Here is a 21,622-nt window from a genome sequence, read left to right as displayed (position 1 = left end):
TGTAACCCGGATCATCGGGCTTGCCAAGAAACGAAAATGGCTCCAGATCAGGAACAGGCTGGAAACTAAACGTGCATATTGTTGAGCAACTGATCTGGGAGCGCGCCCCGCGCCTTGTGCGCACGCCTTGGTGGCGGGTGCTCAGGCCCCTGCTCTATGCCGTGCTCGGTTATCAAAAGGCTGTCGGCATGGCCGATGCCATCCGCGATTTGAGCGGCGATGCGGCGCTTGATCATGTATCCGGCCTGCTGCATCTGGAGGTGGCGGCGCGCCGCCTCGATCATCTGCCCGCCACAGGCCGCTGCCTCGTCGTGTGCAATCACCCCACCGGCATTGCCGACGGGCTGGCCGTGCGCGACGCCCTGCTGCGCCGCCGCGAAGACCTCATCTTCTTTGCCAATGCCGATGCGCTGCGCGTCAATCCGCGCCTCGATGAAAGCCTGATCCCTGTCGAATGGGTCGAGGCCAGGCGGACGCGCGAGAAGACGCGCGCCACGCTACACGCCGCCCGTGACGCTTTCGCGCGCGAGGCCTGCGTGGTCATGTTTCCGGCGGGCCGGCTGGCGCGGCGCGATGGATCGGGCCAGCTTAGCGATCCGGCCTGGGCCACCACTTGCGTATCGCTGGCGCAGAAATATGACGCGCCGATCATTCCCGTCCATGTGGCCGGGCCCGATTCCTTCTGGTTTCACCTGTTCAACCGCTTTTCGCAGGAATTGCGCGACATCACCCTGTTTCACGAACTGCTCAATAAGGCCGGAAAACGCTTCGACCTGACCCTTGGCCCCCCTATTGATCCGAACGCGGACGATCTGACGGTCGAGCGGCTGAAAGCCTATGTCGAACACACCCTGCCGCTTCACCCCGACGAGGTTTTTCATGGCTGATATTGCACACAACCAACATCTGCATCTGGCCGATGAGGCCGCCACGATGAATCTGGGGGCCGCCATCGCGCCGCAGCTCAAGGCGGGGGACGTGGTCTATCTGACCGGCGCGCTCGGCATGGGCAAGTCATCTCTGGCGCGCGGCCTGATCCGCGCCCTCACCCACCCCGATCAGGAGGTGCCTTCGCCCACCTTCACCCTGATGCAGATCTATGAGACGCCCGCCTTCGACATCTGGCACCTCGATCTTTACCGCCTGCCCGGCCCGGAAGAGGTGCATGAACTGGGCCTTGATGAAGCTCTGGCCGGTTCGGTTCTGCTGATCGAATGGCCCGACCGGCTCGGCCATTTGGGCTTTGACGACCGGCTGGAGATCAGCCTAGAACAGGATGATAAGACCAATTTTCCGCAAACCGGCCACGGGCGTATCGCCACGCTGACGCCGTGCGGCCGGTTCAGGGACCGTCTATGAATGCTATGAATGACCGGGAAGAGATCAAGGCGCGCTTTCTCCTCAGCGCCGGTTTTGCCGATGCGCTGCGCCAGCCCCTGCCGGGTGACGCCTCGACGCGCCGCTATGAACGCCTGACCCGCCCCGATGGCCTGACCTTTATGCTGATGGATCAGCCGCCAGCGCTCGAAACCCAGCCCTGCCGCCTGCACGAAACGCCAGCCGAGCGCAAGGCTTCGGGCTATAATGCGATGGCGCGGCTGGCGGCGGGCCGCATGGAAGCCTTCGTGGCAGCCTCGAATTTTCTGCGCCATCACGGTCTTTCCGCACCGCAGATTTACGAGGTCGATGCGGCGAACGGGCTTCTGATCAGCGAAGACCTCGGCGATGATCTGTTCGCCCGCCTGATCGCCAGCGGACAGGATGAGGCCCCGCTCTATTTGTCGGCCATCGAGGCGCAGGCCCGCCTGCACGAACAGACCCCGCCGGAAATCTTATCGCCCGATGGTGAATATGGCTGGCCGCTGCTGTCCTATGATGATCTGGCGCTGAAAACCGGGGCCGATCTGTTCGTCGAATGGTATCCGAAATTCGCTCATACCCCGCCCCTTCCCCCCGAAGCGCTGGCAGAATGGGAAGCCCTGTGGGCCCCCTTGCGCCAGCGTGCCGAGCAGGGGGCCAGCGTCTTTGCCCACCGCGATTACCACGCCGAAAACCTGTTATGGCTGCCCGATCGTGAGGGCGCAGCGCGCGTCGGTATGATCGATTTTCAGGACTGCCTGCGCGCCCATCCGAGCTGGGACCTGCATTCTTTGCTTCAGGATGCGCGCCGCGATGTGGCGCCCGAACTGGAAGCCGCCGCGCTCAATCATTATTTCGCCCTGCGCCCGCAGCTCGACCGCGAAGCCTTTATGGCCGATTATACGGCGCTGGCCACGCTCAATGAGGCGCGCATCTTAGGGATTTTCGCCCGCCTGATCGTGCGTGACCATAAGCCGCGCTATGCGGATTTCATGCCGCGCATGTGGCGTCACTTAAGCCGCAATCTGCGTCAGCCCGGCATGGAGGGCTTGCTCGGCTGGTTCGAGCGTCATGATTTCCGCGAGCATATTGCCCCATGACCACGCCTGAAACCGCCTTCATTCTGGCCGCAGGCCTCGGCACGCGGATGCGGCCTCTGACCGATGACCGGCCCAAGGCGCTGGTCGAGGTGGGCGGCAAGACCCTGCTCGACCATATGCTCGACCGGCTGGCGCAGGCGGGCGCCAGGCGTTTCGTCGTCAATGTCCATTATTTCGCCGACAAGCTGGAGGCCCATCTGAAAAGCCGCCGCGATCTCGATATTATCATATCGGATGAGCGCGCAAGCCTGCTCGAAACCGGCGGGGGACTGAAAAAAGCGCGGCCCCTGCTGGGCGACGCCCCCATCTGGGTGGCCAATACGGACAGCGTGTGGATCGGCGATGATGAGGCCCTGCCGCGGCTGGCCGACGCCTGGCGTGATGATATGGCGGCCTGTCTGCTGTTGGCGCGCATGGAGCGCACCTCAGGCTTTGACGGGGCGGGTGATTTCTTCATGGCCGGTGATGGCTGCCTCCGCTTTCGTGGCGAGGCCGAAGCCGCGCCGTATAATTATATGGGCGTGCATATCACCCATCCTTCCATCACCGATAATGTGGCGGAGGATGCCTTTTCGCTGGCGAACATCTGGCGGCAGGCCGCACCTTTGGGCCATCTTTCCGGCGTGCTGATGACGGGCGACTGGATGCACGTTGGTGATCCGGCGGCGCGTGACGTGGCCGAGGCGCGGTTGCGGCGAGCGGCGTGATATTACCGACCGACATCTTTGCCATTCCGGGCCCACGCTGGTTTACCGTGCCTGCCGGGCGCGATTTTCTGGATGATCTGGCTAAGGGCTTAAGCGCGGCGCTGGGGGCGCGGCTGTCCGAAGCGCAGGTGCTGACTCCGACGCGACGCGGGGCGCGCGCTATGGCCCGCGCCTTTTCGGCTCTGGCCGGAGACGGCGCTTTGCTGTTGCCGCAGATCCGCGCCATCGGTGATCTCGATGAGGGCGAACCGCCGTTTGATCTTGATGCGCTGGCGCTCGATCTGCCGCCTGCGTTGTCGCCCCTGCGCCGCCGCTTCGAACTGGCGCGTCTGGTCAGCGCCCATCATGACAGCGCCTTAAGCGCGCGCCGTGCGCTCGAACTGGCTGACAGTCTGGCCGGTTTTTTCGATTCGCTGGCGCTGGAAGAGATTGACGCCACCGACAAGCTGGATGCGCTGGTGCAAGGCGTTGGCGAGGCGCAATATGTGTTGGAATCTTGGGCCGAGCACTGGCAGGTATCAGCGCGCTTTCTGGCCATTGCCGTTAAAAGCTGGCCGGAAAAACTGCATGATCTCGGCCTGATGGATCCGTCGCAGCGGCAGGTGGCGCTGATTCGCAGGCTGATTGATCAGTGGACGGAGCATCCGCCCGAAATGCCGCTGGTTCTGGCGGGCACTACGGGGTCTGCACCTTCAATGGCCGATCTGGCCGGGCTGGTGGCGCGCGCGCCGCGTGGTGCGGTGCTGCTGCCGGGGCTTGATCTGTCTCTGGCCGATGAGGCCTGGGCGCAGATTGGCGATTCCCACCCGCAAAATACCATGAAGCGGGCGCTCGAACGCAATGGGGTTGGGCGCGAACAGGTGCGAATCTGGCCCGCTGCCGCCCGGACGCAGCGCGCCCCGGAAGCGCGCCGCCGCCTGCTCAACGAAGCCCTGCGACCGGCGGAGGCCACCCGCGACTGGCTGGCCCAGATCGCCATCTTGCGCAGCGGCGCGCAAGGCGATGTGCTGGCCGAAGGCTTGCAGGGCCTCAATCTGATAGAGACGGGCCGCGATGAAGAGGCCGCCACGGTCATTGCGCTTCTGATGCGCGAAACGCTGGAAATGCCGGGCAAGGTGGCGGCCCTGATCACGCCCGACATCACACTGGCGCGCCGGGTGACGGCGCGTTTGTCACGCTGGGGTCTGCAACCCGATTCCTCGGCGGGCGAACCGCTGGCCCATACGCCGGTCGGGCGTTACCTGAGCGATCTGCTGGCGCTGGTGCAAGATCCTGCCGATCCTGTGCGCCTGCTGGGTCTGTTCAATAATCCTCTGTGCCGCTTCAGCGGCCATGCCGGACTGGCCGGACTGGAGCGCCGCGCTCTGCGCGGAGCCACGCCCAATGGCCCGGATGATGTCATGGCCGTGCTGGAGGCCTGCGAAAAGCGCGACGAAGAGGCCATTCGTCTGTGGACGGACTATCTGGCTCTGATCCTGCCCGAAGCCCAGGCCGATTACATCGATTTCGGCGCGGGCCTGCATCGCTTTATCGCTCTGGCCGAAGCGATGGCGCGTGAAGACGGGCAGGTTTTGTGGGCGGGCGCGCCGGGGGCGCAGGCATCGGCCTTGCTGGCCGAACTGATCCGCGAAGGTCAGGGCTTTGCCTTACGCGATCTGGCCGATCTGGCCCATATTCTCGGCCAGATGCTGCAACAGACCAAGATGCGCACCGGCGGCAATACCCATCCGCGCCTGCGCATTCTGGGGGCCATCGAAGCGCGCCTTGTCAGCGCCGACCGGCTGATTCTGGCGGGCCTCGAAGAAGGCGTGTGGCCGCAGGCGCCGGAGCTTGACCCCTTCCTGTCGCGGCCAATGCGCCAGCGTCTGGGCCTGCCTTCGCCTGAACGGCGCACCGGTCTTTCGGCCCATGATTTTGTGCAGGCGGCCTGCGCACCCGAAGCGTGGCTGATCACGCGCCATCGCCGCGAAGGCCAGCCGCAGGTGGCGTCGCGCTGGCTGTGGCGGCTGGAAACCCTGTGCAAGGGCGCGGGGCTGGACTTGCCGACGCGGCCTGAAATTCTCGACTGGGCGCGCGCGCTCGATGCGGGCCTTGCCAAACGGCCCGACCGCCTGCGGCCCGCCGCGCGGCCCGATCCAAAGCCGCCGCTTGAGGTGCGCCCGCGCCGGATGCCGGTCACCGAGGTCGAAACCTTTGTGCGCGACCCTTACGCGGTCTATGCAAGGCGCATTCTGGCCTTGCGCACGCTCGACCGCCCCAATGAGCCGGTCGAGGCGCGCCAGCGCGGCACGGCCATCCACAGGAGCCTTGAGCGCTTCGTGGTGGAGAATCTGCCGCTCGGCGAGGCCGGTATAGAGCAACTGACCGAAGTGCTGGATGCCGAACTGGCCGCCACGCGCCTGTCGCCTGCCCAGATGGCGCTGCAAAGGCCGCTGCTGCCCGGACTGGCGCGCGAATATGTCGATTTCGAACAAAAGCGCCGGGCGCACAGGCCGCGCATATGGGTTGAGCAGAGCGGCGAACTGAGCCTGTCCACCGCCGCCGGGCCTTTTCTTCTGACCGCCCGCGCCGACCGTATCGAGGTGCGCGATGAGGCCATTGATATTCTCGATTTCAAGACCGGCCAACTTCCTGCCGTTAAAGAAGTCATGGCGGGCTTTTATCCGCAACTGACCCTGACGGCGGCCATTGTGCGCGGTGGCGGTTTTGCCGGCCTGCCCGACCGGCCGATGGGTGAGCTGGTCTATGTCCGCGTCACGCCTGACAGCGCCAAACCGCGCAATGCGATTGAGCGGCAAGCCATTGCCGATGAAGCGGCGGACGCGGCCCTAACCAGTCTGCAACGGCGCCTCGATGCCTATGCCGATGCGAATAAGGGTTATGTGTCGTGGTTCGCGCCAAAGTTTCTGAAAACGCGCGGCGGCGATTACGACCATCTGGCGCGGCTTTATGAGTGGCATGTGCTGGGCGATGAGGAGGCCGGTGCGGATGCTGAGGACGCCGATGCCTGACCCTCAAAATAACCCCCAAAATAACCCCCAGAACGTTGCCGCCGATCCCGGCGCTTCGGCCTTCCTGACCGCCAATGCCGGTTCCGGCAAGACCTCCACCCTCGTCAATCGCGTGGCGCGCCTGCTGCTCAATGGTGCGAAACCCGAACGCATTCTGTGCGTCACCTATACCAAGGCCGCCGCCGCCGAAATGCAGGGGCGTCTGTTTGAACACCTGGGCGGCTGGGCGGTGGCCGATGACAAAGCCCTGGCCAAAGACCTGATCGAGATTGGCGAAGCGACACACGATCTGGCCCGCGCCCGCGCCCTGTTCGCCAGCGCATTGGAAACGCCGGGCGGGCTGAAGATTCAGACCCTGCACGCTTTTTGTGAGAAGCTGCTGCGCCGTTTTCCGCTCGAAGCCGGACTATCGCCCGCCTTTCAGGTGATGGACGATCTGAAAGGCCGGGCGCTGGCGCAAGCCGCCACCGACGCCCTGCTCACACTTTCCGAACCCGAAGGCCTGACCGAAGCGCGCGACCGATTGATCCGTAAGCTGAAGGTTTCCGGTTTCGAGCGGCTATTGGCGCAGTTCGTTATCCAGCACGATACGATTGCGGCAGCTTTAAACCGGTTTCGCGTGAGTCATGGCAGTGCTTTGGCGCAGGCGATTTATGCCAGTCTCGGTTTGGAAGAGACGCTTGCGCCAGAGATGATCGTAGCGCGCTTTGAAGCAGAGCTGCACTGGCCGTCAATTGCTGATCTGGCAAACTCCATGTCCAATACAGACGGTGCCAACAATAAAAAAACCGGCGCTAAATTACTGGCGGTTATCGAGGCCAGCCGCAATGGGGCGTTCGATCTGCACCTCTATTACAAATGTTTCTATACCGACAAAGATACCTTCAGCGATCATACTTACAGCGGCAAGGCGAGCGAATCGGACAAGCAGCATCTGCACCGTCTGGCTGAGGCCGTCGCTGAAGTCGTGGCCCGTAAAAAAGCCGCCGAAGTTGCGCAAAACACGCTTGATGCCATCATCCTGTTTCTTGAATTTAGCGAGATATATCAGACCCTGAAACAGCGCGAAGGCGTGCTTGATTTTCAGGATTTGATCAACAGGGCCAAGGGTTTGCTGGCCGATAGCGACATGTCGATCTGGGTTCTGTTCAAGCTGGATGGCGGGCTCGAGCATATTCTGGTCGATGAGGCGCAGGACACATCCGATGATCAGTGGGAGATTGTGAAAGCGCTGTCGGGCGAGTTTTTCTCCGGGCGAGGCCAGGGTGCGGAGGAGCGCACCGTCTTTGCCGTCGGCGATGAAAAGCAATCCATCTATGGCTTTCAGGGCGCGCGGCCCGACCGCTTTATCGAGGCCGGACGGTATTTCGATGGGCTGGTGCGCGGGGCGGGTCAAAAGTTCGTCGCCCCCGATCTGATCGATAGCTGGCGCACCCTGCCCGAACTGCTGGGCTTCGTCGATGCCGTCTTCCCGGCCCCTGATCTGGCCCATGCGCTCAATTTCACCGGCAATCTGATTCAGCACCGGGCGCGCCGTTCCGGCCCGCATGGCTTTGTCGAGCTGTGGCCGCTGGTCCAGCCGATCGATGCACCCGATGCGTCGGCTGATGATCTCGACATCGCCCCCGTCGATCAGCCGAACAGCGAACCGGCGGCTAAAAGGCTGGCGCGTCAGATCGCATCGGTGGTGCGCGCCGAAATTCAGGCGGGCCGCGCCGTCTATGAAAAGAAAAGCGAGGCCGCGCGCCCGCTGCACGCCGGGGACGTTTTGATACTGGTGCGCAAACGCGATGCCTTGTTCGAACACATCATCCGTGAACTGAAGATGGCTGGCGTGGCCGTTTCGGGCGCTGACCGGCTGAAACTTGGCGATCATATCGCTTTTCAGGACTTACGCGCCCTGCTGCGCTTTTGTCTGCGTCCCGAAGATGATTTATCGCTGGCCTGTTGCTTGCGCAGCCCCTTGTGCGATCTCGACGAGGACGATCTCTACCAACTGGCGCAGGGCCGCGAGGGCGCGCTATGGAGTGCGCTGCGCCATTATCCCGAAGAGACAGGCCGATTTGCCGAGGCGCGCGCCCTGCTCGGCTGGGCCTTGCGGCTGTCGCGCGGTTTGAGCGCCTTTGATTTTCTGGCGCGCGTGCTCAATCGCCGCGATATGGCTGGCCGCAGCATGAAGCAGCGCTTCCTGACGCGGCTGGGCGATGAATGCGAGGATGTGCTGGATGAAACCCTGGGTCTGGCCCTGCAAGGCGAGACGGCGGGTGAAAGCGGACTGGTGGCCTGCCTCGATCTGTTTGAATTTCGCGCCGCCCAGATCAAGCGCGAACAGGAAGAGGGCGGGCGGGCTGTGCGGGTGATGACCGTACACGGATCAAAAGGGCTGGAAGCGCCGTGGGTGATCCTGCCGATCGGCCCGCAGCACACCAGCGCCAGCAAGGACGACCTGCTGATGCTCGGTGAAGAGGGTGACATCTTCCTGAGCGCCAGCCGCAAGGGTGACGTGCAGGCGATCAGCGCTCTGCGCGATGCTAAAACGATGCGCGACGAACAGGAGGGGCTGCGCCTGCTCTATGTGGCCCTGACGCGGGCGCGTGACCGCCTGACCCTGTGCGGTTTTGCCGGCAAGAAGACGCCGAAGCCGGGGCAGTTTGGCGCCTGGTACGATCTGCTCGATCAGGCTTTTGATCGCTTGCCGGAAGCGGGCAGCGAGAGCATGGCCTTGCAGCGGCCTTTCGACGATATGGAGATGACCGATAAGGCGGTCATCCGCACCTTTGGCCAGCGCGCCCCGGCCCTGACGCCGGAAGCAGAGCGCAGGACAGAGGCGGTGATCCTGCCTGATTTTGCGCTGGCGGATGTGGCGCAGGCCGAGGTCGATCTCGAACGCTGGCGGGCCATTTCGCAAATGGGCGATGATGAGCGCGAGGAGGATGAGCGCGCGCCATCACCGCTTTCCCGGCAAAAGGGTCTGGGGCGTTACCGGCGCGGTGAACTGATCCACAAGCTGTTCGAAATCCTGCCCGAAGTGACGCCAGAACGGCGCGGCGATGTGGCGGCGCGCTATCTGGGGCGGCAGGACGACCTTGACGCCGCCCAGCGTACGGAGATGGCGGGGGCTGTGCTGGCCGTGCTCGATCATCCGCACTTTACCGAGGCCTTCGGGCCCAATTCGCGCCCGGAAGTGGCGCTGGCCGGACAGATCGGCGTCAATGCGTCGGGCGAAGCGGTGAAGGTGTCGGGCCGCATCGACCGGCTGGTGATCACGAAAGACCGTGTACTGATCATCGATTATAAATCCAACCGTCCGGCCCCTGATCGCGCCGAAGACGCCTCAAAAACCTATCAGCGCCAGATGGCCGGATATGTGGCCCTGTTGCGGCGTATCCACCCCGACAAGATGGTGGAGGCGGCGCTTTTATGGACGGACGGGCCGAGATTAACACCCTTAAGCGAGGCTTTAGTAAATCTCAGCCTCGCGGAGATTCTGGCGCGTTGATTTCGGCCCTCATGACGCTTACATATGAAGCCAAGTATTGAAAAGGAGCCCATGATGGCGACGCATAAGATCACTGACGAAAGCTTTGAGAGCGACGTGCTCAATTCCGACACGCCGGTTCTGGTCGATTTCTGGGCGGAATGGTGCGGGCCCTGTAAGCAGATCGCGCCGATCCTCGAAGAGCTGGCCGAAGGGCTGGGCGACAAGGTCAAGATCGCCAAACTGAACATCGAAGATTCGCCCATGACGCCGTCGCGGTTTGGCGTGCGCGGCATCCCGACCATGATGCTGTTCAAGGGCGGCCAGATGACCTCGATGAAGGTGGGCGCCATGCCCAAGGCCAAGCTGGTCGAGTGGTTGAGCGAAAACAGCATCGCCTGATTTGGCGCTGGGGCGCGTTTCGATTTGCGTTTGTCGAATCGAAACGCGCTTTAAAGACGTGAAATCAGGTTGTGCATCCGGCGCTTCGGCACCGCACCGGGGACGCGGTTCAGCTTGATCAGGCCTTCGGGTTCGCCCCACAGGTCGTAATGATCGGCCCACGTGACTTTCGCCTTGACCAGATCGCCCGCCTTCAGCCCGTTAAAGCCCTTCAGGAAGATATGGCCGTCGATTTCGGGCGCATCGCCGCGCGTGCGGGCGATGGCGGTGCCGTCATTGCGGATGTCATCGACAAGGCACTCTTCGATGCGGCCCACCCTGGCTTGCAGCTTCGCCGCCGAAATGCGCGAGGCGGCGGCCATGAAGCGGGCGAGCCGGTCTTGCTTGACCTCTTCGGGCACATGATCGGGCAGGTGTTGCGCCGCTGCGCCGGTGACATTCTCATAGGCGAAAGCGCCAACGCGATCGAGTTGCGCGGCTTCCAGCCAGTCGAGCAACAGGTTGAAATCGGCCTCGGTTTCGCCGGGAAAACCGACCACAAAGGTCGAGCGCAGGGTAATATCGGGGCAGATTTCGCGCCACGATTCAATGCGTTGCAGGGTCTTATCCTGATTGCCGGGCCGCTTCATCAATTTGAGGATTTTCGGGCTGGCGTGCTGAAACGGTATGTCGAGATAGGGCAGGATCTTGCCCTCGGCCATCAGCGGAATCACCGCATTGACGTGCGGATAGGGATAGACATAGTGCATCCGCACCCAGATACCGAGTTCGCCTAAGCCGCGTGACAAATCCTCGAACGAGGCGTGCCAGTTCTGGCCGCGCCATTCGCTCTGGGCATATTTGATGTCGAGACCGTAGGCGGAGGTGTCCTGCGACACGACCAGCAATTCTTTCACGCCAGACTTGGCCAGGGTTTCGGCTTCGCGCAGCACATCGGCCACCGGGCGCGAAGCCAGGTCACCGCGCAAAGACGGGATGATGCAGAAGGAACAGCGGTGGTCGCAGCCTTCGGAGATTTTCAGATAGGCATAGTGCTTCGGCGTCAGGCGCACGCCTGCATCATTTTCGGGCACCAGCGGGCGAAACGGGTCGGGCTTCGGCGGCACAACCTTGTGAACCGCGTCCATCACCGCATCATACTGGTGTGCGCCGGTCACCGCCGCCACATTGGGGAAGCGGGCGCGGATCATGGCCTCTTCGCCGCCCATGCAGCCGGTGACGATCACCTTACCGTTTTCGTTCAGCGCCTCGCCGATGGCATTGAGGCTTTCTTCCTTGGCCGAATCGAGGAAGCCGCAGGTATTGACCACCACCACGTCCGCGCCGCCGTAAGAGGCCGAGGTGGCATAGCCTTCGCCGCGCAGGCGGGTCAGGATGCGCTCGGAATCGACCAGCGCCTTGGGGCAGCCTAAGGAGACAAAACCGACGCTGGGTTGCGCGGACGAGGAGGTGGTCATGAACTGGAACTTGCTGTTTGAAATTGGAGATTTTCCGGTTGGAACAACCGGCAAGCGCGACGGCGCGTCCGAGCCGTTTGCGAGGAAAGCCTGCGTGGCGACTGAACGCAAAAAAAGCCATACAACAAAATGGCAGGTTTCATTCCTGCGATTTTGTTGTATGGCCCTGCATAATCACAAAACCGTCCGATTTGAAAGTTATTCCTGACCCGCCGTTCAGGTCAGCTTCGTCACACAGGAAAAACACCATGCTGCTTTTTGCCGATACCGCCGACACCAAGGTTCTGGCCGAACTGAAAGAGACCGGCCTGATTGATGGCGTCACCACCAATCCGACCATCATCGCCAAGTCGGGCCGCAACATGTTTGAGGTGATCAAGGAGATTTGTGACCTGATCGACGGGCCGATTTCCGCCGAAGTGGCGGCGACCGACGCGCCCACCATGATCAAGGAAGGCGAAAAGCTGGCCGGAATCGCTTCCAATGTGGTGATCAAGGTGCCGTTGACGCTGGAAGGGCTGAAGGCCACCAAGGAGTTTTCGTCGCAGGGTCTGATGACCAATGTGACCCTGTGCTTCTCGGTCAATCAGGCGCTGCTGGCCGCCAAGGCCGGGGCCACCTTCGTGTCGCCCTTCGTGGGCCGGCTGGATGATCAGGGCGCGGACGGGATGCAACTGATCCATGACATCCGCCAGCTTTATGACAATTACGAATTCGACACGGAAATTCTGGCGGCCTCCTTGCGCAATCCGGCCCATGTGGCGCAGGCGGCTTTGGCGGGGGCCGATTGCGCCACCCTGCCGCCGCAGACCTTCAAGGATATGTTCAAGCACCCGCTGACCGATAAGGGGCTTGAGACGTTTCTGGCCGACTGGGCCAAGACGGGCCAGAGCATCCTGTAACTGATGGGGTTTGGGGCCTGTGGCCCCACGCCTTTCCTTCACTAAAAAAGCCCCGCCTTTAGAGCGGTCTGCATTCTGATTGAATCGGTCAAAGGAATGCAACCCGCTCTACATTTTACATTTTTCCGCATCTCGCATTCAATTTGTAAGTCAAATTAAACGCTCGTTGCTCTAGGCAGGGCTTTTTAGTGAAATAAGACGATGTGGGGTCGCAGACCCCGCGCCCCATAAGTTACCAGTGCTACCCGGCCATCGTCGCGGCGATCTGTTCCACCACCGACTTGACCAGAGCCGCATCGTCGCCCTCGGCCATCACCCGGATCAGCGGTTCCGTGCCTGAGGCCCGCACCAGAACGCGACCCGTGCCTTTCAAAGCCTCTTCGCCCGCCTTAATCGCCGCCTTGACATCATCGCGCTCCATCGGGCTCGACCCGGAATATTTCACATTTTTCAGAAGTTGCGGCACGGTATCGAACTGCTTGCCCAGTTCGCTCATCGGCTTGCCGGTTTCGACGCGCTCGGCCAGCACCTGCAAGGCGGCGATCAGGCCGTCGCCCGTCGTGGCGTAATCGCTCAAAATCACATGGCCCGACTGCTCGCCGCCGATATTGAAGCCGCCCTCGCGCATCTTTTCCATCACATAGCGATCACCCACCTTGGTGCGCTCCAGCTTCAGGCCCTTCTTCTCCATAAAGCGCTCCAGCCCCAGATTGGACATGACCGTCGCCACCAGCCCGCCGCTCTTAAGCTGGCCCTTATGCGCCATAGCGCTGGCCACAATGGCCATGATCTGGTCGCCATCGACGATATTGCCGTGCTCATCGCAGATCACCACCCGGTCGGCATCGCCATCGAGCGCAATACCGATGTCAGCGCGCAGTTCGCGCACCTTCTGCGCCATCGCCTGCGGCTGGGTGGAGCCGCACTTCTCATTGATATTGATGCCATCAGGCGTCACGCCGAGCGGGAAGACCTCGGCCCCCAGTTCATACAAGGCCAGCGGTGCCACCTTATAGGCCGCCCCATTAGCGCAATCGATAACCACACGCAGACCCGCCAGCGTCAGGTGACGCGGGAAGGTGGCCTTGGCGATCTCGACATAGCGCCATTGCGCGTCATCGACCCGCTGCACCCGGCCAAGCCGGGCCGGATCGGCGACGCCTTCGAGGATATTGCCGTCCATGCGTGTCTCGATCGCCAGCTCCACCTCATCGGACAGCTTGTAACCATCCGGGCCGAACAGCTTGATGCCATTATCGGCAAAGCCATTATGCGAGGCCGAGATCATCACGCCCAGATCGGCGCGCATCGAGCGCGTCATCATGGCCACGCCGGGCGTCGGCAAAGGCCCGAACAGGCGCACATCCATGCCGACCGAGGTGAAACCGGCCACCAGAGCCGGTTCGATCATATAGCCCGACAGGCGCGTATCCTTGCCGATCACCACCATATGGCGGCGATCATTATCCGACATGAACATCTTGCCCGCCGCCATGCCGACCCGGTAAGCCACTTCGGCGGTCATGGGGAAGGTATTGGCGCGGCCCCGGATGCCGTCCGTGCCGAAATAGGTGCGGGTCTTGTTCAAAGCGGGCATGTGGGCGGCCATTTCCTCATTTTTGTTGCGGATGGGATTGTAACCATAGATGGACAGGGCGTTGCGGTAATCGGCAAGCTTGCCGGTCACCAGGGCGATGAAGGCGGCCTCCAGCTTGTCGGCTGTTTCGGGGCGCGGTGCCTTGGTGGAGCCATTCAGCGCCCGGAAGAGGCTCGATTGCGCGATACCCGCCGCCTCGGCCACATCCTTGATCGACAGGCCCGAAGCGTTCACCGCCGCCTGTAGCCTGTCCCATTTCGTATCGCTCATGGCGCTTGCATTCCCGTTAATAGGATCAGAATAGAGACTTATTCGCAATTTGCAAATTTTTCATTGCGTAAAATTCATGCTGACAGCCCAATAAGTCTTAATATTGCATTCATTATGACGCAATAAGGCTCAGTTTCGCCATATTGGCGAAGTTTTATGGTGCATTCCGGCAGGTTTAGCCGAAACCTGTAATGATTTGTCACTCATATTTATAGCAATTGCAAAATTGGTATGCTATTTGAAGCGTGCAAATCGCAGGCTGGTCTGCCGTTTCAAAGCGAGAGGATTCCCGTTCATGTGTGGCATTATCGGCATTATCGGCACCTCACCTGTGGCGCCTCGCCTGCTGGAATCCTTGCGCCGCCTTGAATATCGCGGCTATGACAGCTCCGGCATCGCGGTGGTGACGCCGCAAGGCCCTGAGCGCCGCCGCGCCGAGGGCAAGATCCGCAATCTGGAAGCCGTTATCGCCGACCAGCCGATTGAGGGCCGTGTCGGCATCGGCCATACGCGCTGGGCCACCCACGGCGCGCCCAGCCTGCGCAACGCCCACCCCCATGCCTATGGCGCGGTGACGCTGGTGCATAATGGCATTATCGAAAACTTCGCCGAACTGAAGGCCGATCTGCAATCGCGCGGCCATGTGTTTGAGTCCGACACCGATACCGAGGTCATCGCCCATCTGCTCGACGAAGCCCTGCAAGGTGGCGCAAGCCCGCGTGACGCTTTCAAGGCGACGCTCGACCGGCTGCACGGCGCCTATGCCCTGGCCATACTGATCCGTGGCGAGGACGAAACCCTGTTCGGCGCGCGGCGCGGTTCGCCGCTGGTCATTGGCTGGGGTGAGGGCGAAATGTTCCTGGGCTCAGATGCCCTGGCCGTCGGGCCGTTCACCCACCGCGTCACCTATCTCGAAGAAGGCGACTGGGTGATCCTCAACCGCGACAGCGCCGAGGTGCGCGATGCCGGTGGCTTCCTCGTCAACCGCCCGGTGGTCACGGTGTCGGCCTCGGCGGCGCTGGTCGAAAAGGGGGCTTATCGCCACTTTATGGAAAAGGAAGTGCATGAACAGCCCGAAAGCTGCCAGCGCACCTTTTCGGCCTATCTCGATCCGGTGGCCGGTGCGGTGCGCGCCGACATCAAGGCCGGGATCGACTTCGCAAAGGTGACGCGCATCCAGATCATCGCCTGCGGCACCGCCTATTATGCCGGTTGCATCGCGCGCTATGCCTTTGAAAAACTGGCGGGCCTGCCGGTCGATGTCGAGGTGGCGTCGGAGTTCCGCTATCGCAGCCCCGCCATGACGCCCGGCACCCTGGCCGTGGCCGTATCGCAATCGGGCGAAACCGCCGATACGCTGGCGGCCTTGCGCTGGTGCAAGGATCAGGGTCTGAAGACGGCGGCGCTGGTTAATGTCCATAGCTCGACCATGGCGCGTGAGGCCGATCTGTTGTGGCCCACCCATGCCGGGCCGGAGATCGGCGTGGCCTCGACAAAGGCCTTCACGGCGCAGGTGTCGGCGCTTCTGTCGCTGGTGGTGGCGGCGGCTTCGCAGCGCGGGCGCATCGATGCCGATGGCGAGGCGCATCTGGTGCGTCACCTGCTCGAAGCGCCGGGCCTGATCGCCGAAGCTCTGAGCATGGATGCCGAGATCGCCCGCGTCACCTATGAGCTGTCACGGGCGCGCGATGTCATCTATCTCGGTCGGGGCGACATGTTCCCGCTGGCTATGGAAGGCGCGCTGAAGCTGAAGGAAATCTCTTACATCCACGCCGAAGGCTATGCGGCGGGCGAGCTGAAGCACGGCCCCATCGCCCTGATCGACGAAAACACGCCGGTGGTGGTGATCGTGCCGGATGATGAGCTGTTCGAGAAGACAGCCTCAAACGTTCAGGAGGTGGCGGCGCGCGGCGGACGGGTGGTGATGATCACCAATGCGCCGTCGAAAGTGCCGTCGCTGTCGGGTGATGCGGCCAAAAATCTGAAGATCATCAAGGCGCCCGATTGCCATCCCTTCGTGGCGGCGCTCGTCTATTCGGTGCCGATCCAGCTTCTGGCCTATCATACGGCGGTGCATAAGGGCACGGATGTCGATCAGCCGCGCAATCTGGCCAAGTCGGTGACGGTCGAATAGGGCACTGTCGGGGTCGGGGGCCGTCAGCTCAGGCGGCGTTGCTGTCGGCCATTTCGGTCAGCAGGGCATAGATGGCGTCGGGGTTTTCAATGGCGCGCAACTGTTCGCGCAGATCCTTCTGGCGCAGCACGCGCGACACCTTGGCCAGGGCGCGCAAATGTTCGGTGCCGGCGTCTTCCGGGGCCAGCAGGGCGAAGATCAGATCAACCGGCATGTCGTCGATGGAATCATAGGCCACCGGCGTTTCGAGGCGGACGAAAACGCCATACATGCGATCAAGCCCTTTGAGCGCCGCATGGGGCACGGCCACGCCCATGCCCACGCCAGTCGAGCCGAGCTTTTCGCGCTCCAGCAGAGCCTGATGGATATAGGCGGCTTCAAGGCCAAGCTGGCGGGCGGCCATATCGGCCACCACCTGCAAAGCCTGTCGCTTGGAATTGACGCTGACATGACCAAGGATGGCGTGCCGGTCCAGCAGATGGGTCAGAAACATAATGCGTCCATAAAAGCGTAACCTGCATCGGCGTGAAAACGCGCCATCGCAGCGGCGATGCCTTAAAGGGGTGGGCCGCGCAGGTCAACCCACCCGATGATGACAAGTTTTTGAACGGCCTTCTGCCGGATTCCCCAATGAGGAGGTCAGGCGTCGGCGCGGGCGCGTGTGCGCTCAGGATCGATCCAGCCGATATTGCCGTCGGGGCGGCGATAGATGACCGAAAAGCCGTTATGGGCGGCATTGCGGAACATGATCACCGGATAGTTGGACATCTCCATTTCGGCGACGGCCGATGACACGGTCATGGTGCGCAAGGGCGCTTCGGTTTCGGCAATGATCATGGCCTGGGGCGGCACGGAATGGTCCATGCCGTCGTCATCGTCTTCTTCGAGCGCCACATCGCTGAGATCGATGGCGCGCAACACCGTCACATTGGCGGTTTCTTCCTTTTGCGGCGTGCCATTATGATGGCTCTTCAGACGGCGCTTGTAGCGGCGCACGCGCTTTTCGATATTTTCCAATGTACCGGTAAAAGCGGAATGGGCGTCGCCGCCAAAGGCATGGGAGACGAGCACCTGGCCAGATGCCAGACGCACCAGACAATCGGCCTTGAAAAGGTAACCCTCTTTGGAGATGGTGACCTCGGCTGAACCGCCGCGCTCGAAATATTTGGCGACGCCCTGCGTCAGTTCGCTTTCAATGCGCGAACGCAGAGCTTCACCGACTTCGACCTGTTTTCCGCTGATTTGTATTTGCATATGATGCACGCTCCGTTCTTGGTGTAAGAACCGGCTGCCGGGGGCGGATCACCCCCGCCAAGCCTGTACCCTTTGGGATACTGAGCTGACTTTACGCCTTTCATGAGGCGTGGCGAGTCACTAATCTGTGTAGGCCCTGCGGCGAAAACGCGCGCAGTTGCACTTGAATTTTAACGATTTTATGTTTGATACGGGCGCAGGGCTGTGGCCACGATAAACCGAAGCGCGTGGCAGGCCGATGGCTATAAGGTCATATTGCCGACCGGCTTTAAGATGCGCAGGATTCCGCCGCGCGCCTCATAAGATGTGCCTAGAGCAACGAGCGTTTAATTTGACTTACAAATTGAATGCGAGATGCGGAAAAACGCAAAATGTAGAGCGGGTTGCATTCCTTTGACCAATTCAATCAGAATGCAAACCGCTCTAGTCGACAACCGGCAGGCGGTGGGCGCGGGCCCAGAGAACGACAAGGCGCGAAATCAGATTATAAACGGTTTTCATGGTATTGGCTTTCGTGACGAACAGAAGAGATCAGGTGGCCGAACCGGGCGCCATGCCAAAGGCCAACAGGGCGGCGGCGATACGATCGAACAGGTTTTTCATGGGATCAATGCAATCCGAATGTTGATGACAGCGCTGTCATAACACATCTCGCATGTGCGAGAAAGAGGAAAAGCTAAGATACTGTCTCACATTTGATGAAAACATCTGTAACGGTGCGTGTGCGGAGGGGGAACGGTTGCGTCAAGCATCGCCTCCGTGCGTGGTCATCATGGTCATTAAGCCCTAGAGCAACGAGCGTTTAATTTGACTTACAAATTGAATGCGAGATGCGGAAAAACGTAAAATGTAGAGCGGGTTGCATGCCTTTGACCGATTCAATCAGAATGCAAACCGCTCTACCGGCTTTGGCGCTTACGTTCGACGGAAGACGGGATGCGCAGGGCTTCGCGGTATTTGGCCACGGTGCGGCGGGCAATATCGACCCCGGCTTCTTTGAGAATTTCAACGATACGGTCGTCGGACAGGATTTCGCCAGCGCTCTTTTCGCCGTCGATCAGGCTCTTGATCTTGTGGCGCACCGCTTCGGCGGAATGGGCGGGCGTGCCGTCCGATGAGGCGATGGACGAGGTGAAAAAGAATTTCAGCTCGAAAACGCCGCGTGGCGTGGCGATATATTTGTTGGAGGTGACGCGCGATATAGTCGATTCGTGCATCCCCACCGCCTCGGCCACGGTTTTGAGATTGAGCGGACGCAGATATTCGACGCCATAGACGAAGAAGGCATCCTGCTGGCGCACGATTTCCGACGACACCTTGAGGATGGTGCGCGCCCGCTGGTCGAGGCTGCGGATCAGCCAGTTGGCCTGATTCAGGCATTCATGCAGGTAGTTTTTTTCGGCCTCGGAACGCGCCGATCCGGCCACGCGGGCATGATAGCGTTGATCGACCAGCACGCGCGGCAGGGTGTCGGAATTGAGATCGATGCGCCAGCCGCCACCGGCATCGGGGCGCACGAAGACGTCGGGCACCACGGCGGGCGAGGCCTCAGTGCTGAAGGCCGCACCGGGGCGCGGATTGAGCGATTTCAGCTCGGCGATCATCTCGGTCAGGTCTTCATCATCGACCCCGCAGACCTTGCGCAAGGCCGACAGGTCGCGGCGCGCCAGCAGTTCGAGATGGTCGATCAGCGCCGCCATGGCCGGATCGAAACGGTTACGCTCGATCAGTTGCAGCTTCAGGCATTCGGGCACGCTGCGCGCCATGATGCCGGTGGGCTCGAAACCCTGGCAGGCGGTCAGAACCTTTTCGACGAGGGAGAGTTCGCAGCCCAGCCGTTCGGCGATTTCGGGCAGGGAAACGCGCAGATAACCGGCCTCATCGACGGCATCGATCAGGATCTGGGCAATGGCCATTTCGGGGGGCGAAAACTGGGCGATCAGGGCCTGATCGGTCAGGTGCTCGGCCAGCGATTTCTCGCGCGACAGGGCGCGTTCAAGGCCATCCTCGTCGCCATCGAAACCGCCGCCGCTCTTGCTGGCCTTCGACCAGTCCACAACCGGCCCCTCGGCCCCTTCGGCCACGGCCTCGCGCTCGCGCAAGCGGGGCGTGTCTTCGCCATAGACATCATCGTGATGGGCGTCGAGTTCGCTATTGGCGGTGGCGGCGTCACGGTCGCCGAGTGTCAGTTCGTGCACGTCGCCGTCAGGCGTTTCGGGCGTGGAATCGGGAGCGTCAGGGGCTTCCGATGACGGATCGGCGTCGTCACGCTGCAAGAGCGGATTGCGTTCCAGCTCGGTTTCAATCACGGCTTCGAGTTCGAGATTCGACAGTTGCAGCAGCTTGATCGCCTGCTGCAACTGGGGCGTGATAACCAGCCCCTGTCCCTGTCTGAGTTCGAGCCTTTGACCGAGCGCCATGCGTCGTCACCGAAACCTTTGCGAATCGCCCGCGTCACCACGACGCCGGGCAAGGGGAGATTCGCACGCTTTCGTTAATATTTGCTTGGAACGGTTAAGATTTGTCCGCCGTGGCACGTTTTTTGCCCAGGAGCAAAACCTCTTTAAGCGAAAGACTCGCCGAGATAGACGCGCTTGACCTCAGGGTCATGTGTGATCTGCTGCGCCGTGCCTTCGAACAGCACCTCGCCCGAATGGATGATCGAGGCGCGATCGACGATTTCCAGCGTTTCGCGCACATTGTGGTCGGTGATCAGGATACCGATGCCGCGGCTTTTCAGATAGGTGATCACGTCGCGGATGTCGGAAATGGCCAGCGGATCGATACCGGCGAAAGGTTCATCGAGCAGGATAAACGATGGCTGCCCGGCCAGGGCGCGGGCGATTTCGACGCGCCGGCGTTCGCCGCCCGACAGCGCGGTGGCCGGGGAGTGGCGGATATGGGTGATGCGCAGTTCTTCGAGCAGGCGCGTTGTTTCGTCGGCCACGCGCTGCTCGCTCTTTTCATGCAGTTCCAGCACGGCCATGATGTTTTGTTCCACCGACATGCCGCGAAAGATCGAGGCTTCCTGCGGCAGATAGCCCAGCCCCATGCGGGCGCGCTGGTACATGGGCTGGTGGGTGATGTCCTGGCCATCAAGCCGGATCGTGCCGTAATCGGCCTCGATCAGGCCGGTGATCATGTAGAAGCAGGTGGTCTTGCCCGCGCCATTCGGGCCGAGCAGCCCGACCACCTCGCCACGGCCAAGCCGCAGCGACACGCTCTTGACGACGGCGCGTTCCTTATAGGTCTTGCCGATGCCCTCAACCACAATACCATCGGTGATGTCGTTCGATGGGCCGGACGAATAGGGAGGCTCTGAGATCACGCGGATCAATCCTTGGCGGTGGCTGAAAGAGGGAGGCGGCGTTATTTGCCCGAAGCACTTGAAGAGGCGGCGGCCTTGGCTGCCGGAGCGGTGCCCTTTTTGCCATTGTCGTCTGGATAGAAGACGGCGTGGACGCGGCCGGGGCCGCTCGAAGTCGGATTGGCGTCGAGCGTGGTGATATGGGCGCTGACCTGCGATACCAGCCGGTTGCCGGTCATGACATTCTGGCCCTGTTGCAGGATCACATCGCCGGTCACGACCATCGTGTCGTTGGACTTGGTATAGACGGCCTTATCGCCCTTCATGGTCGAATCAGGCGTGACATAATAGATATTGCCGGTGGCGGTGATGGTGTCGATCGGCCCCATGCTATTGGCGGTCTGGCCGGGCAGATAGGTGATGACGACGTGATCGGCGCGCAGGCGTGAATCGTTCTGGATGATCTCGACCCGTCCGTCGAGGGTAGAGGTGCGGTCGGTCTGATTCATCGAGGCGGTATCGCTGCCCATCATGACCGGCCCGCCCTGCGACGACACCTGCGCCTGGGCCAGTCCGGCGGCGGCTACCAGAAGCGTCAGCACACCTGCGGCCACGCCCATCTTCTGCATCTTCATGTCGTCCCG

18 protein-coding genes are annotated in these 21,622 nt (G+C 61.6%); 11 read left to right on the top strand and 7 right to left on the bottom strand.

From position 1 onward, the window contains the following. Positions 1-71: 71 nt before the first annotated feature. The 7 genes from QB905_RS11180 to trxA are packed head-to-tail and all read left to right on the top strand — an operon-like array spanning position 72 to position 10,057. Positions 72-887 carry a 1-acyl-sn-glycerol-3-phosphate acyltransferase gene (locus tag QB905_RS11180; RefSeq protein ID WP_282975107.1) on the top strand — a complete coding sequence of 272 codons (816 nt, stop codon included), beginning with the start codon at positions 72-74 and terminating at the stop codon, positions 885-887. After that, positions 880-1,359, top strand: coding sequence for a tRNA (adenosine(37)-N6)-threonylcarbamoyltransferase complex ATPase subunit type 1 TsaE (tsaE, locus tag QB905_RS11175; RefSeq protein WP_282975106.1), 480 nt, complete (start codon positions 880-882; stop codon positions 1,357-1,359). Before QB905_RS11180 ends, tsaE begins: the two co-directional genes overlap by 8 nt. Further along, entirely contained in the window at positions 1,356-2,459 is a 1,104-nt protein-coding gene (amgK, locus tag QB905_RS11170) for an N-acetylmuramate/N-acetylglucosamine kinase AmgK (RefSeq protein ID WP_349252570.1), read from the top strand. The genes tsaE and amgK overlap by 4 nt, the downstream gene beginning before the upstream one ends. Beyond that, positions 2,456-3,166 (top strand): nucleotidyltransferase family protein, encoded by a 711-nt coding sequence (locus tag QB905_RS11165; protein WP_282975105.1) that lies wholly within the window; start codon positions 2,456-2,458, stop codon positions 3,164-3,166. The genes amgK and QB905_RS11165 overlap by 4 nt, the downstream gene beginning before the upstream one ends. Then, positions 3,163-6,177 (top strand): double-strand break repair protein AddB, encoded by a 3,015-nt coding sequence (gene addB, locus QB905_RS11160; RefSeq protein WP_282975104.1) that lies wholly within the window; start codon positions 3,163-3,165, stop codon positions 6,175-6,177. Before QB905_RS11165 ends, addB begins: the two co-directional genes overlap by 4 nt. Next, on the top strand, positions 6,170-9,676 hold the full coding sequence (gene addA, locus QB905_RS11155; RefSeq protein ID WP_282975103.1) for a double-strand break repair helicase AddA: 3,507 nt from the start codon (positions 6,170-6,172) through the stop codon (positions 9,674-9,676). The genes addB and addA overlap by 8 nt, the downstream gene beginning before the upstream one ends. A 54-nt stretch (positions 9,677-9,730) precedes the next feature. Next, entirely contained in the window at positions 9,731-10,057 is a 327-nt protein-coding gene (gene trxA, locus QB905_RS11150; protein WP_282975102.1) for a thioredoxin, read from the top strand. Positions 10,058-10,107: 50 nt separating this feature from the next. Here trxA and rimO read toward each other — a convergent pair whose 3' ends face one another. After that, positions 10,108-11,514 (bottom strand): 30S ribosomal protein S12 methylthiotransferase RimO, encoded by a 1,407-nt coding sequence (gene rimO, locus QB905_RS11145; RefSeq protein WP_282975101.1) that lies wholly within the window; start codon positions 11,512-11,514, stop codon positions 10,108-10,110. On the opposite strand from rimO, the gene QB905_RS11140 reads away from it, so the two are divergent. Beyond that, entirely contained in the window at positions 11,513-11,722 is a 210-nt protein-coding gene (locus QB905_RS11140; protein WP_282975100.1) for a hypothetical protein, read from the top strand. The two genes, rimO and QB905_RS11140, sit on opposite strands and share 2 nt — an antisense overlap. 40 nt (positions 11,723-11,762) lie before the next feature. Beyond that, complete coding sequence (gene fsa, locus QB905_RS11135) at positions 11,763-12,416, top strand: fructose-6-phosphate aldolase (RefSeq protein WP_282975099.1); 654 nt, start codon at positions 11,763-11,765, stop codon at positions 12,414-12,416. Between the two features lie 241 nt (positions 12,417-12,657). Here the strand turns inward: fsa and glmM are convergent, their stop codons facing one another. Then, entirely contained in the window at positions 12,658-14,283 is a 1,626-nt protein-coding gene (gene glmM / locus QB905_RS11130; protein WP_282975098.1) for a phosphoglucosamine mutase, read from the bottom strand. Positions 14,284-14,578: 295 nt separating this feature from the next. Between glmM and glmS the strand changes: the two genes are divergently transcribed. Then, positions 14,579-16,417, top strand: a complete 1,839-nt coding sequence (gene glmS / locus QB905_RS11125; RefSeq protein WP_282975097.1) for a glutamine--fructose-6-phosphate transaminase (isomerizing) — start codon at positions 14,579-14,581, stop codon at positions 16,415-16,417. Positions 16,418-16,445: 28 nt separating this feature from the next. Here the strand turns inward: glmS and ptsN are convergent, their stop codons facing one another. Together ptsN and hpf are read right to left on the bottom strand one after the other, a co-directional pair. Further along, entirely contained in the window at positions 16,446-16,910 is a 465-nt protein-coding gene (ptsN, locus tag QB905_RS11120; RefSeq protein WP_282975096.1) for a PTS IIA-like nitrogen regulatory protein PtsN, read from the bottom strand. Positions 16,911-17,056: 146 nt separating this feature from the next. Then, a complete protein-coding gene (hpf, locus tag QB905_RS11115; RefSeq protein WP_282975095.1) occupies positions 17,057-17,671 on the bottom strand; it encodes a ribosome hibernation-promoting factor, HPF/YfiA family in 615 nt (204 codons plus the stop codon). Between the two features lie 393 nt (positions 17,672-18,064). On the opposite strand from hpf, the gene QB905_RS11110 reads away from it, so the two are divergent. Continuing rightward, entirely contained in the window at positions 18,065-18,316 is a 252-nt protein-coding gene (locus QB905_RS11110) for a hypothetical protein (RefSeq protein ID WP_282975094.1), read from the top strand. A gap of 254 nt (positions 18,317-18,570) precedes the next feature. Here the strand turns inward: QB905_RS11110 and rpoN are convergent, their stop codons facing one another. The 3 genes from rpoN to QB905_RS11095 all read right to left on the bottom strand — a co-directional run bounded on the left by rpoN (position 18,571) and on the right by QB905_RS11095 (position 21,613). Next, positions 18,571-20,091: an RNA polymerase factor sigma-54 gene (gene rpoN / locus QB905_RS11105; protein ID WP_282975093.1), complete on the bottom strand. Its 1,521-nt coding sequence runs from the start codon at positions 20,089-20,091 to the stop codon at positions 18,571-18,573. A 143-nt stretch (positions 20,092-20,234) separates the two neighbouring features. Next, positions 20,235-20,957: an LPS export ABC transporter ATP-binding protein gene (gene lptB, locus QB905_RS11100; protein WP_461781801.1), complete on the bottom strand. Its 723-nt coding sequence runs from the start codon at positions 20,955-20,957 to the stop codon at positions 20,235-20,237. Positions 20,958-21,040: 83 nt separating this feature from the next. Further along, positions 21,041-21,613 (bottom strand): LptA/OstA family protein, encoded by a 573-nt coding sequence (locus QB905_RS11095; protein WP_282975091.1) that lies wholly within the window; start codon positions 21,611-21,613, stop codon positions 21,041-21,043. Positions 21,614-21,622: the final 9 nt, after the last annotated feature.

It is taken from the genome of Asticcacaulis sp. EMRT-3 (assembly GCF_030027245.1).
GTDB lineage: Bacteria > Pseudomonadota > Alphaproteobacteria > Caulobacterales > Caulobacteraceae > Asticcacaulis.
The sequence above is the reverse complement of the archived record's forward strand: the minus strand, read 5'-3'. Positions and strand labels throughout refer to the sequence as shown.

Excerpts from the sequence above, each read along its gene's own strand:
- tsaE (WP_282975106.1), top strand. The coding sequence starts at position 880 with ATGGCTGATATTGCACACAACCAACATCTGCATCTGGCCGATGAGGCC.
- amgK (WP_349252570.1), top strand. The coding sequence starts at position 1,356 with ATGAATGCTATGAATGACCGGGAAGAGATCAAGGCGCGCTTTCTCCTC.
- QB905_RS11165 (WP_282975105.1), top strand. The coding sequence starts at position 2,456 with ATGACCACGCCTGAAACCGCCTTCATTCTGGCCGCAGGCCTCGGCACG.
- addA (WP_282975103.1), top strand. The coding sequence starts at position 6,170 with ATGCCTGACCCTCAAAATAACCCCCAAAATAACCCCCAGAACGTTGCC.
- trxA (WP_282975102.1), top strand. The coding sequence starts at position 9,731 with ATGGCGACGCATAAGATCACTGACGAAAGCTTTGAGAGCGACGTGCTC.
- QB905_RS11140 (WP_282975100.1), top strand. The coding sequence starts at position 11,513 with ATGAACTGGAACTTGCTGTTTGAAATTGGAGATTTTCCGGTTGGAACA.
- rimO (WP_282975101.1), bottom strand. The coding sequence starts at position 11,514 with ATGACCACCTCCTCGTCCGCGCAACCCAGCGTCGGTTTTGTCTCCTTA.
- fsa (WP_282975099.1), top strand. The coding sequence starts at position 11,763 with ATGCTGCTTTTTGCCGATACCGCCGACACCAAGGTTCTGGCCGAACTG.
- glmM (WP_282975098.1), bottom strand. The coding sequence starts at position 14,283 with ATGAGCGATACGAAATGGGACAGGCTACAGGCGGCGGTGAACGCTTCG.
- glmS (WP_282975097.1), top strand. The coding sequence starts at position 14,579 with ATGTGTGGCATTATCGGCATTATCGGCACCTCACCTGTGGCGCCTCGC.
- ptsN (WP_282975096.1), bottom strand. The coding sequence starts at position 16,910 with ATGTTTCTGACCCATCTGCTGGACCGGCACGCCATCCTTGGTCATGTC.
- hpf (WP_282975095.1), bottom strand. The coding sequence starts at position 17,671 with ATGCAAATACAAATCAGCGGAAAACAGGTCGAAGTCGGTGAAGCTCTG.
- rpoN (WP_282975093.1), bottom strand. The coding sequence starts at position 20,091 with ATGGCGCTCGGTCAAAGGCTCGAACTCAGACAGGGACAGGGGCTGGTT.
- QB905_RS11095 (WP_282975091.1), bottom strand. The coding sequence starts at position 21,613 with ATGAAGATGCAGAAGATGGGCGTGGCCGCAGGTGTGCTGACGCTTCTG.